This window comes from Mariprofundus ferrooxydans PV-1 (genome assembly GCF_000153765.1).
Taxonomy (GTDB): domain Bacteria; phylum Pseudomonadota; class Zetaproteobacteria; order Mariprofundales; family Mariprofundaceae; genus Mariprofundus; species Mariprofundus ferrooxydans.
The window spans coordinates 688,345-699,541 of record NZ_DS022295.1; the positions used below are offsets into that span (position 1 = coordinate 688,345).

Annotated in this window: 13 protein-coding genes; 11 read left to right on the forward strand and 2 right to left on the reverse strand. The window is 53.2% G+C overall.

The features are described 5' to 3' along the window. Nucleotides 1-1,827, reverse strand: coding sequence for a translation elongation factor 4 (lepA, locus tag SPV1_RS10185; protein WP_009851106.1), 1,827 nt, complete (start codon nucleotides 1,825-1,827; stop codon nucleotides 1-3). Between the two features lie 384 nt (nucleotides 1,828-2,211). On the opposite strand from lepA, the gene SPV1_RS10190 reads away from it, so the two are divergent. From SPV1_RS10190 to SPV1_RS10205, 4 genes are all read left to right on the forward strand, one after another. Continuing rightward, nucleotides 2,212-3,852 (forward strand): SPOR domain-containing protein, encoded by a 1,641-nt coding sequence (locus SPV1_RS10190; RefSeq protein ID WP_009851107.1) that lies wholly within the window; start codon nucleotides 2,212-2,214, stop codon nucleotides 3,850-3,852. A gap of 80 nt (nucleotides 3,853-3,932) precedes the next feature. After that, nucleotides 3,933-5,234, forward strand: a complete 1,302-nt coding sequence (gene hemL / locus SPV1_RS10195) for a glutamate-1-semialdehyde 2,1-aminomutase (RefSeq protein ID WP_009851108.1) — start codon at nucleotides 3,933-3,935, stop codon at nucleotides 5,232-5,234. Beyond that, entirely contained in the window at nucleotides 5,231-5,602 is a 372-nt protein-coding gene (hisI, locus tag SPV1_RS10200; RefSeq protein WP_009851109.1) for a phosphoribosyl-AMP cyclohydrolase, read from the forward strand. The genes hemL and hisI overlap by 4 nt, the downstream gene beginning before the upstream one ends. Beyond that, complete coding sequence (locus SPV1_RS10205; RefSeq protein ID WP_009851110.1) at nucleotides 5,599-5,919, forward strand: phosphoribosyl-ATP diphosphatase; 321 nt, start codon at nucleotides 5,599-5,601, stop codon at nucleotides 5,917-5,919. The genes hisI and SPV1_RS10205 overlap by 4 nt, the downstream gene beginning before the upstream one ends. A gap of 386 nt (nucleotides 5,920-6,305) precedes the next feature. On the opposite strand, the gene SPV1_RS10210 is transcribed toward SPV1_RS10205, so the two are convergent. Next, on the reverse strand, nucleotides 6,306-6,611 hold the full coding sequence (locus SPV1_RS10210; protein WP_231288375.1) for a hypothetical protein: 306 nt from the start codon (nucleotides 6,609-6,611) through the stop codon (nucleotides 6,306-6,308). 356 nt (nucleotides 6,612-6,967) lie between these two features. Between SPV1_RS10210 and SPV1_RS10215 the strand changes: the two genes are divergently transcribed. The 7 genes from SPV1_RS10215 to SPV1_RS10250 all read left to right on the forward strand — a co-directional run bounded on the left by SPV1_RS10215 (nucleotide 6,968) and on the right by SPV1_RS10250 (nucleotide 11,072). Then, nucleotides 6,968-7,444: a GreA/GreB family elongation factor gene (locus tag SPV1_RS10215; protein ID WP_231288376.1), complete on the forward strand. Its 477-nt coding sequence runs from the start codon at nucleotides 6,968-6,970 to the stop codon at nucleotides 7,442-7,444. 28 nt (nucleotides 7,445-7,472) lie between these two features. Beyond that, complete coding sequence (locus SPV1_RS10220) at nucleotides 7,473-7,766, forward strand: GIY-YIG nuclease family protein (protein ID WP_009851113.1); 294 nt, start codon at nucleotides 7,473-7,475, stop codon at nucleotides 7,764-7,766. A 127-nt stretch (nucleotides 7,767-7,893) separates the two neighbouring features. Next, on the forward strand, nucleotides 7,894-8,547 hold the full coding sequence (locus SPV1_RS10225; RefSeq protein ID WP_040881933.1) for a class I SAM-dependent methyltransferase: 654 nt from the start codon (nucleotides 7,894-7,896) through the stop codon (nucleotides 8,545-8,547). A 246-nt stretch (nucleotides 8,548-8,793) separates the two neighbouring features. Continuing rightward, nucleotides 8,794-9,387 carry a PhnA domain-containing protein gene (locus tag SPV1_RS10235; RefSeq protein WP_009851116.1) on the forward strand — a complete coding sequence of 198 codons (594 nt, stop codon included), beginning with the start codon at nucleotides 8,794-8,796 and terminating at the stop codon, nucleotides 9,385-9,387. Further along, entirely contained in the window at nucleotides 9,365-9,694 is a 330-nt protein-coding gene (locus tag SPV1_RS10240) for a histidine triad nucleotide-binding protein (protein WP_009851117.1), read from the forward strand. The genes SPV1_RS10235 and SPV1_RS10240 overlap by 23 nt, the downstream gene beginning before the upstream one ends. Continuing rightward, nucleotides 9,691-10,206 (forward strand): DUF721 domain-containing protein, encoded by a 516-nt coding sequence (locus SPV1_RS10245; protein ID WP_009851118.1) that lies wholly within the window; start codon nucleotides 9,691-9,693, stop codon nucleotides 10,204-10,206. The genes SPV1_RS10240 and SPV1_RS10245 overlap by 4 nt, the downstream gene beginning before the upstream one ends. Continuing rightward, entirely contained in the window at nucleotides 10,203-11,072 is an 870-nt protein-coding gene (locus SPV1_RS10250) for a Tim44 domain-containing protein (RefSeq protein WP_009851119.1), read from the forward strand. Before SPV1_RS10245 ends, SPV1_RS10250 begins: the two co-directional genes overlap by 4 nt. The last annotated feature ends 125 nt before the right edge of the window (nucleotides 11,073-11,197 follow it).

Genomic DNA, 11,197 nt, shown 5'->3' on the forward strand with positions numbered 1-11,197 from the left:
TTAGCTCCCGTCGCCCAGTTTCAATACAGCCAGGAACGCTTCCTGAGGTACATTCACACTACCGATAGATTTCATTCGTTTTTTGCCCGCCTTCTGCTTCTCCAGCAGTTTGCGTTTGCGGGAGATATCACCGCCATAACATTTTGCAGTCACATTCTTGCGAACGCCCTTGACGGTCTCGCGGGCCAAGATACGGCTGCCGATTGCCGCCTGCAAGGGCACATCAAACTGATGGCGTGGAATCAGTTCACGCAGCTTTTTCACCAGATCACGTCCGCGTGACTCGGCAATAGAGCGGTGCACAATCAGGGAGAGAGCATCCACCGGCTCCGCGTGCACCAGTACATCCAGCTTCACCACATCACTGACAGCAAATTCGGAGATCTCATAATCCATAGATGCATAACCGCGCGATACCGACTTCAGCTTGTCGTAAAAATCGATCGCCATCTCGGCCAGCGGCAGGCTGTATGTAAGCATCACACGCCCTTGCCCGATAAACTTCATATCCTGCTGCATACCACGCCGGTCCTGACACAGCTTGATGATCGTGCCGACAAACTCTTCCGGCATAAAGATATTGGCCAGTACTGTCGGCTCCTCAATACGATCAATCTCCTGTGGCTCAGGAAACTCGCTCGGATTGGAAATTTCAATGATAGTACCATCATTTTTATAAATACGGTAAACCACGCTCGGGGCCGTGGTAATCAGGTCGAGATCGTATTCCCGCTCCAGCCGCTCCTGTACAATCTCCATATGCAGCATGCCCAGAAAACCACAACGAAAACCCAAACCGAGGGCCGAAGATGTTTCCGGTTCAAAGGTAAACGCAGGATCATTCATGTGCAGCTTTTCCAGCGAATCGCGCAGATCGTTGTAATCAGCGGAATCCACCGGATAGAGACCGGAAAAGACCATCGCCTTGGGTTCACGGTAACCGGGCAGAGGTTCACTCGCACCGTTTCTCAGTGTCGTCACCGTATCGCCGACCTTCAGGTCTGCCAGTTTTTTGATGCCGCCAATCAGAAAGCCGACGGCTCCGGATGAGAGGTGTGAGGTAGAAAACGGTGTCGGCACGAAGTATCCAAGATCCTGTACCTCATAAGAGGCCGCAGTCGGCATCGACATCAGCCGAAAGCGATCACCTTTTTTCACTGTCCCCTCAAAAATACGAATCAGTGCGACCGCGCCTACATAGGAGTCAAACCATGAGTCCACCACAAGTGCTCTGAGCGGTTTGTCATCGTGATTTTTTGGCGGGGGAATATATTTTACGATGGCTTCCAGCACATCGATAATGCCCTCTCCCGTCTTGGCCGAAACCGGCAGGGCGAAAGAAGCATCCAGGCCGATTACATCTTCGATCTGTCGTTTGGCCTCTTCAACATCGGCACTGGGCAGATCAATCTTGTTAATCACCGGAATAATTTCGAGATCATTTTCCATCGCCAGATAGACATTGGCCAGGGTCTGCGCCTCCACGCCTTGCGCTGCATCAACGATCAGCAGTGCGCCTTCACAGGCCTGCAGGGATCTGGATACTTCATAAGTAAAATCCACATGACCCGGTGTATCAATCATGTTCAACTGATAGATATGACCATCCTTGGCAGGATAATTCAGCGTTGCTGTCTGCGCCTTGATGGTAATACCGCGCTCCTGCTCCAGATCCATGGAGTCGAGCACCTGTTTCTTCATCTGGCGTTCAGTGAGCGCACCGGTTTCCTCGATCAAACGATCTGCGAGGGTCGATTTGCCGTGATCGATATGAGCAATAATGGAGAAATTGCGAATATAGTGTTGAGGATGGGTTGATTTAGTCATTGGCGCGGCAGTGTACCGATGCAATCGCGGCGATGCCAACAAACGATTCATCAACAGCCGCACGGCCGCAGAATGACGCGCACTTGCAAAATAACCAAACTCATCTAATTTATGGGATGCTAGGTGTCTGTCCGACTTATGAGCAATCTACTGCGCGGCAGGAATGGCAGCCAAAATAACCTGATTGATCGTCACATAGTCACCACTATGTTCCTTTAGAGTCAGGTCGCTTTGACTCGCCCTTCCACCGGCCCGCCGCTACGAGCCACCCTAAGTCCGACAGGTTACCGGGACGATTGATTGGTTCCGGGAGAGCTGTAGAGGTAGCATTCTTCAATACAATTGTTTTCCGAATTAATCAGCGGATGGGGAGATACGCGTTTCATGGGTAAACGGGATGAGAAAGGGAAACAGAAGGGGCAACAGGAAGCAGAGCTGTTTGAAGAGAGCCTGAGTCATCCGGATGACGACTCTGCTGAGCTGTTCAGCCATCTGCAGGAAGACTTTGAAGCCGCGCTGGACGAATCGGCAAGTCATAAACAGACACCCGCTGATATCTCACCGGAAGAGATGCAAGAGTTGGTTGATGACGCCACGCACAGCCATGATAAATCACTATCCGGCGCAAAAGAAACCGCTCCAACCACCCATACAGGAAAAACAGCTGACGACGCACAAGGTAAACCCCTGTCCGCGCAAACGGATGCAGAAGAAGCAGACAAACCCCAGGTACAAATGAAAGACGGGGCCAGCAGCAATATGAATGAAGCCGATGAGGTGGACGGTTACTTCGTACAGTTCAGCGAACTGGCAAACAGTGCTTCACAACAACAGGAAAACACGCCTGATGATGCAGACGAAGATCTGTTCATGAATTCGGACGAAGACCTGTTTGCCGGTGAAACGCCCTCCCCTGCACCGGAGCAAAAGCCCATGATACACCCGCTTTCGCCACCAGCAGGCAAGCATAGAGCAGGACGCAGGATTGTAGCTGCCGCCCTGGCACTGGTGGCTGTCGCGGGCGGCACCATGTACTGGCTTGCCACTCCGGAATCCGATCACCAAACCACTACTGACAGCCATACCCCTGCCACAACAATGACAGATAGCCAACTGACGCCTCAGGAGCAGGCGATCAATGCGGCGGCCTACCCGGGTGAAGGTGTTGCCGATTCGAAAAAGCAGAAAAAACAATCGCCTGCCGAGCGCATCGCTGCCGCAGAGAAGATACTGGCCGATGCCCGTGCAGCCAAAGCTAAAAACGTGCAGGCAACAAGTGCAACGACCGAAACAAATGCAAAACAGACGGCCAATGCGCCAACTACCGCGGAACAAATTGAAACTGCCAAAGCCGAGCTGGCGGCCGAAAAGAAAAGGCTGGCCGATGCAGAAGCTGTTGCCGATAAAATTCGTCAGGCAAAAGCCGACGCATTGCGGGAGGAGCAACGCCGGGCCAAGGCAGCCGCTGCAGTAAAACAGCTTGCAGAGAACAAGGCTGCAGCTGCCCGGAAAACGGCCGGGAAACCGGCTACCGGAGAGAAAAGACCGGCAGCTCAACAGGTCGTCATCCGGGAGCACCAACCGATCAGCGACCACTCTGTCAGCAAAAAAATGCGAACTCCCGGCCAGCGGCAGAACAAGGTCGGGCAGCTGGTTGTTGAGTACGGGGCTCTTGATGGCGGCGCATCGACCAGACCGACCGCCAAACCGGTTACCTCCCCTGCAGTAACCCCTGTACATATAGATGCAGCTAAAGCAGGCAAGCAGACGCCTGCTCCGTCCGGACAGGCAGGTCGCTGGGCCGTTATCCTCACCTCGGCCAGTTCAGATAAATCCGCAAGGCAACAACGGGCTCGTATGCTTGAACTCGGTGTTCAGGCAGAGATAGCAAGAGTCACGAACCACGGTCGGGTTTTTCATCGCATCCAGATTACCGGTTTCGCAACCCGTCTGCAGGCACAGAAGCAGCTGGATCTCGTCAGCCGCAAGCTCGGACTACATGGTGCAAAAATAGAAAAACTGTAGCTGTTTACTTTAAGCCACACCATTGACAGCCCGGCGACCGCTTCCTAACGTCGCGAAAATTTTTACCATAAGGATCTACAATGTCAGATATTTCCCGTTCCATGAATGATTTTGAACAGGCACAGAAGCTGTTGCCTGGCGGCGTCAATTCACCGGTACGTGCATTCAAGTCGGTCGGAGGTACGCCACGATTTTTTGCCAGAGCTGCCGGCGCCTACGTCTGGGATGTGGATGATAACCGTTATATCGACTACGTCGGCTCATGGGGGCCGATGATTCTCGGCCACACCCATCCGGATGTTGTCAAAGGCGTGCAGGAAACTGCAGCGCTCGGCATGAGCTTCGGCGCACCGTGTGAGCTGGAGATCGATCTGGCCCGACTGGTGATTGATATGGTGCCATCCATTGAGGTGGTTCGTTTTGTAAACTCAGGTTCAGAAGCAACGATGAGCGCCCTGCGTCTGGCGCGCGGCTTCACCGGCCGGGATAAATTCATCAAATTTGACGGTGGTTATCACGGCCATGCTGACGGATTTCTGGTCAAGGCCGGTTCCGGTGCTGCCACCTTCGGCGAGCCTGACTCCGCCGGCGTCCCGGCAGACTATGCCAAGCTTACCCTGACCGCGCCGTTCAACGACATTGAAGCGGTCAAGAGCCTGTTCGCACAAAACAAAGGCGAAATCGCCTGCATTATTGTCGAGCCGGTTCCCGGCAATACCGGTGTAATGTTGCTGCACGAAAACGGTTTCCTGCAACAACTGCGCGATATCTGTGATGCTGAAGGCGCGTTACTGATCTTTGATGAAGTGATGTGCGGCTTCCGGGTTGGCGCAGGTGGGGCTCAGGAGCGTTTCGGAATCATGCCCGATCTGACCTGTCTGGGTAAAATTATCGGTGGCGGCCTGCCGGTCGGCGCATACGGCGGCCGTGCGGAGATCATGCGCAAAATCTCTCCCGATGGTCCGGTCTATCAGGCAGGCACACTCTCCGGCAATCCGCTGGCCATGCGTGCGGGCCTTGAAACGCTGACACGCCTGCGCGCACCGGGCTTCTATGAGGAGCTGGAGCGCAAAACCACGCGTCTGGTGGAAGGGTTGCTGGCCGGCTGCAAGGCTGCCGGCGTCCCGGCTGTCGCCAATCAGGTCGGTGCGATGTTCACCGTGTTCTTCACGGAGCTTGATGCAGTCACCTGCTGTTCCGATGTCAGCAACCACTGCGATCTGGCCTTCTTCGGTCGTTTCTTCAATGCCATGCTCGATGAAGGCGTCTACCTGGCCCCATCCCAGTATGAGGCTGCCTTTATGAGTGCGGCTCACACCGATGCAGATATAGACGACACCATTGCCGCCGCCAAACGCGCGCTGAAGAGGGTCACAGCATGAATCAACTCGACCGTTTGCGCCTGATGGGCGAGATCAGTTTCAACGAGGCCGGACTCGTACCGGCCATTGCACAGAGCGTGGAAACCGGCCGTGTGCTGATGATGGCCTGGATGAATGAAGAAGCCGTGGAGCAGACACTGGATACGGGCTTCGCCCACTACTATAGCCGCTCCCGCAAAACACAGTGGAAGAAAGGTGAATCCTCCGGCCATGTGCAGAAGGTGGTGGAGATGTATCTGGACTGCGATGGTGACACGCTGCTTCTGCTTATTGAACAGAGCGGCCCTGCCTGCCATACCAACCGCGAATCCTGTTTTTACAGGCTGAATCAGGGTGGTAAATGGGTCACAATTGAGGAGCCGCTATGAGTGATATTCTAAGCCAGCTGGCAACGATACTGGAGGCGCGCAAATCCGAATCCGCCGAATCATCGTATGTCGCCTCCCTCTACGCCAGGCCGGACAAGATGCTGGAAAAGATCGGTGAAGAGGCCGTGGAAACCATCATCGCTGCAAAAAACGGAGATCGCGAACAGATCATCTATGAAACAGCCGACCTGTGGTTTCACACCATGGTCATGCTGGCGCAAAAAGGTCTCTCCCCCGATGATGTTCTCAATGAACTGGCCCGCCGCTTCGGTGTTTCAGGCCATGCCGAGAAAGCATCCAGAACAAAAACAGTTTAACTCACGACAGGCATCGCTGATGCACCCCTGATCACCGTGCAACTGCGTAGGAATCAGTCAAGCCGGTGTACGGCCTTTGCCACGAGGTTGTTTTATTGCACTACCGGCACACCGTAGTTGTTGCAGTAAGCTCATTTACAGAAACTTGTCATAAATAGCATCGCACTCAGGCGAAAGGCCAGGATGCGAGACTGAAAAATATTTACTCTCCAAAATAAAAATCCCCCTGGCTGTTACCAGCCAGGGGGATTTCATCATTGGAACGCGGTTCGCTTCAACGTGTCAGATAAACCGCTTGTCCGACAGCTTTCGTAATGCAGCTGTTTAGATTTTACCTGCCTTTCACAGCATCAAACAGCGCTGCTGCTGCTTCATCTTCGTGAACTTTAAATTGACTTGAACTGTCCCGTCATCATGCCTGCCCTTTTCTTCCATTTTGCATCAGCAGCAGCCAGGTTTGCGCGTCTCTCCACTTTAAAGCCCATCCTTAAAAACCTTTGCGCAGGTTTCAGACGCTGCGCATAATGCCTTTGCCAACACCTGCGCCAGTCACGAACTACCTTGTGCTTATCCAACAGCATGGGCAAGCGCTTGCGACTATCAACGCTGAAAACGCCTGGCGATGCAAGTGGTACCAGTGTGCCATATACTCTAAGCGCGCTACCGGCAGCAATCATCATTAATTTCTTCATAATATCCAACATCCTCTCTCGAATTTTCGAACATCAGCTGCTATCGCAAGCTGGGCTAGCGCCTAACACTGATAGAATTTGCTTGCAATGACAAATAAAACTTACTGTCGCACAAAATACACACCTTGCCATTTGTGATCATGTATGCGTTATAAACACTCATATTTTTGCATTGCCAAGAACAATATATTGTAGTAATTTCAGTGTGTACAAACCAGCGCGGCAAGTAGCTGCTCCTGCTTAAAAAGAGGACTTATCATCGTAAAACTTCTTTAAGTAATAGATCATAGTGTCTCAATTATTGTCAGCTCTTTATTGCATCACGTAGTTATGAAAGCCTGCCCGGCATGGTGAACATGGATAAACAGAAAGTTCTGACTCTGATCATTGCGCAGCTAAGCGCTGATCTGGACGTATGTGAGCAGGCCGTGTCTATTGCCCGCGATACGGCGGTGCATGCCGACTGCCTGGGCTCCAGCAAGTATGAGACAATGGGGCTGGAAGCCTCCTATCTGGCTCAGGGTCAGGGAAAGCGACTGTTGGAGGTAGAGCGCGCCCTCGCCTACTTCGAGCAGCTCTCACTACCCGCTCCGTCTCCGGTTATCGGTTTATCATCACTGGTCGTACTGGCGGATGAACATCATGAGCAACGATACCTGTGGCTGGCAGCTGATGCAGGCGGCCTGAAGATAGATTACGCCGACACACCAATCACCATAATCACAGTCAAGTCACCTCTGGGCAGCGCATTGGTTGGTAAAGCTGCAGGTGACGAATTTGAGATCTGCATCGCCGGAAAAACACGGGCCTATACCGTTGTCTCGACCTGCTGAACATACGCTGCCCCGTCCCGCTCTCCGGATGAAGCACGATACGCAAACCGGCGAGGCTGAATGGTCTCTCTATATGATTCGCTGCAAGGGCGGCCAGCTCTATACCGGAATTACTACGCATGTGGAGCGACGGCTTGCCGAGCATCAGTCCGGAAAAGGGGCAAAGTTCCTGCGAGGAAAAGGCCCTCTGGTACTGGCGTTCCAGCGCAACATAGGCTCACACTCCGAGGCCCTCAAAACCGAAGCGGCGATAAAAAAAATGGCAAAAGCGGACAAAGAGAGAATCATCAGCCATGGCTGGCCGGAAACCATACTGAAATAACACGGCGCAACCGGCGAGGCCACTACCACATTGGTCAAATCACACGCACTGCTGTATGCTGTCATCTCCGCGTAGTGAATCTGTTGAATCACGCATGCTGCGTATGACGGATTTAGCAGAGGTTATAATGGCAGCAGTACGCGTCCAATATCAGACTATCGAGTTTGGCAACGTAGATATTCATCTCCGCACTTTACGAGACAATCAGGAATTTTCTGATGATGCCGGTGTAGCCGAAAAGCTTGGCATATCATCAGCCTCATGGCCCCTGTTCGGTATTGTATGGCCTTCAGGAGAGGTACTGGCCCACTTGATGTTCGATTACCGCATTGAGGGCAAACGGATTCTGGAGGTGGGTTGCGGCATTGCCCTCTCCAGCCTGGTTCTCAATCATCGCCACGCAGATATCACTGCTACCGATTTTCATCCGGAAGCCGGGTCATTCCTGCAGAAAAATACCGCGCTCAATGGTGATAAAGCTATCCCGTTCATACGCACCGGCTGGCAGGATGGTGATCGCAGATTGGGCAAGTTTGACCTGATCATCGGCAGTGATCTGCTCTATGAACAGGGGCATGCAGAAATGCTGTCGGGCTTCATTAATGATCATGCCAAAGCCCACTGTGAAGTCATTATTGTTGATCCGGGTCGCGGTCGCCATGCCCGCTTCAGCAAACAGATGATCACTTTTGGTTACTCACACAGGCAGAGTCGACCTGAAAACACCGTCTATCTGGATAAACCGCTGCCAAGAGGCCAGATTTTACGCTATCAGCGTTAAACCGGAGAGTCGTTTATCAATAAACGCTCGAACATGGTGAGGATTAACAGAGGGCCAATCATAATACATGGCGCATACATGGTTATAATAGATACCACAAAATCGTTGCCTGCAAAATCGGAGGACACCGATCCCATAACGTAATTGACATCATACGATTGTAGTCCAAGGCTTCGCCGATAAAAATTCAGGCGGCTTACGAGCAACTCCGGCATAGCGCCATTAGCCCCGAAGGATCGATAAACCATGACAGAAAAAGCATTACTGGCGCGTAGCGAAGGCAAATGTGAATTATGCAGCGCAGTTGATAACCTGGGAGTCTATGCAATTCCTCCTGCCTCCGACGGGAGCGCGGATCAGTCTGTACTGATCTGTTCCACCTGCCGTAATCAGATCGAACATCCGGAGATGGTGGATGCCAACCACTGGCGCTGTCTGAACGATAGCATGTGGAGTCAGGTGCCTGCAGTACAGGTCATGGCCTGGCGCATGCTCACCCGCCTCAGAGGCGAAGGCTGGCCGCAGGATCTGCTTGATATGATGTATCTGGATGATGAAACCCGCACCTGGGCCGAAGCCGAAAGCGCCGGCGAAGCGGATAAAATTATTCACCGTGACTGTAATGGTGCAGTGCTTGAGGCAGGCGACACGGTGACCCTGACCAAGGATCTCGATGTCAAAGGCTCCAGCATCACAGCCAAACGCGGCACAGCTGTACGTAATATCCGTCTGGTACAGGACAATGCCGAACAGATCGAAGGACGCGTAGATGGTCAGCAGATCGTGATTCTGACCAAATTCGTCAGAAGTAACGTGCATGAGCGACTGCCTGTTCTGTAAAATCATCGCCGGTGATATCCCGTCGGATAAAGTCTACGAGGATGATGATGTCTACGCCTTCAGGGATATTCACCCCAAGGCCCCGACACATGTACTGGTCATCCCGAAGCAGCATGTCGCCACCCTCTCCGACTGCGATGACCCGGCCCTGCTGGGGCTGCTGATGAATCGGGTGCGTACCATTGCCGATGATGTATTAAACCTTGCTGCAGGCTATCGCATCGTGATCAACGTACGCGCAGGCGGCGGACAGGAAGTATTCCATCTGCATGTGCATATCCTCGGAGGCAAGAAGCTCCCGTTTTGAGCAGGCACAACAAGCGCCCCCACTCCCATCTCACCGGGCTGCAAAGTGGCCTGACCGCACTCCTGGGTGAGGATTCTCTGGAACAGTTGATCGGCATTGCCCGGCTACGCCGGGCATGGCCGCATATAGTCGGCCCGATGATGGCCGGTCGCACTGAACCGGTCAGCATCGAGCACCTGAGCGACAACGGTATATGCCTGTGGGTTGCCGTCGATCACCCCATCATGGCGCAACAGATCCGTTTTTTGCGCGACGATATTCGCAAGGCTTGTTTCAAGCATGCGCGCATGACCAATCTGCATCAAATCCGCAGCCGCGTTCAACCGGGAGCCGGCATCAAGGTAAAGGTAAAGCAGCAGGTCAAAGCAGTGCCGGTCACCTTCAGTCGTAAACGGGAGCTTGCACTGGGCGTGGCATGCATAAAGGATCGCACACTGAGAAGAGCGGCCTTTCAGGCGCGCCTTGCACAACTGGCCTATGATATGGCCCCACACGAAGGAGATCATGAATGAAACAATTCTTACTGCTGGTTATGATGGCAGCATTTGGACTATCCCTGTTCGGACTCGCGGATGATGCCGATGCCCGTCGCTTTGGTGGCGGCTTCAGCTTCGGTAAACAGCGTATGCACACCCCGTCACAGCCACGCTCATTCTCTCAGCAAAAGGCCGCGCCTAAAGCAACAGGTCAGCGCGGCAGCGCCCGCACAGGCATGATGGGGATGCTCGGCGGACTGGCCATGGGTGGACTGCTCGGCGCCCTCTTCTTCGGCGGTGCATTTGAAGGCATCAATTTTCTCGATATTGTCATGATCGGCGCTGTGCTGGCCCTGTTATTTTTCTTCCTGCGCAAGCGCTCAACACCTGCACAGCCCTCTTATGCCGGCGGCCAGCCTATGCATGATTATGGGCAGAGTTATACCACCGACGTCGAAGATCAGGTGTATGAAGAGAATACCCCGCGCGATCCGGTTGGTACCGCCCTGCGCCCTGATATTGATGAGAAACATTTTATCCCGGCGGCAAAACAGATTTATGTGCGTATGCAGAAGGCCTGGGATAACGGCGACACCGAAGACATCCGAAAATTCTGCACAGCTGAAATCGCAGAGCGCATTGCCAGCGATATGAAGCCGGGCACGGAGAATCGCACGGAAGTGGCCACACTGAATGCCGAGCTCGCCGATTCATGGGTCGAGTCCGATCTGGAATGGGTCGCTGTCAACTTCACCGCCATGCTGCGCGAGCAGACACTCGACGCATCAGGCACGACATTGGATGATCAGACGGCTGAAGTAAATGAGGTATGGATTTTCCAGCATGCTCCAAAATCGGACGATCCGACCTGGTATCTGGCAGGCATCCAGCAAGCCGGCTAGGCATCACTCATCTGTAAACAAAAAAGGCTGACCTTTACGGTCAGCCTTTTTTGTTGGATGGATGGTCTGAATAAATCTTCCACCTGATCAACCGCATGTTTTCAGCGATGCCTCTTGGTCACTCT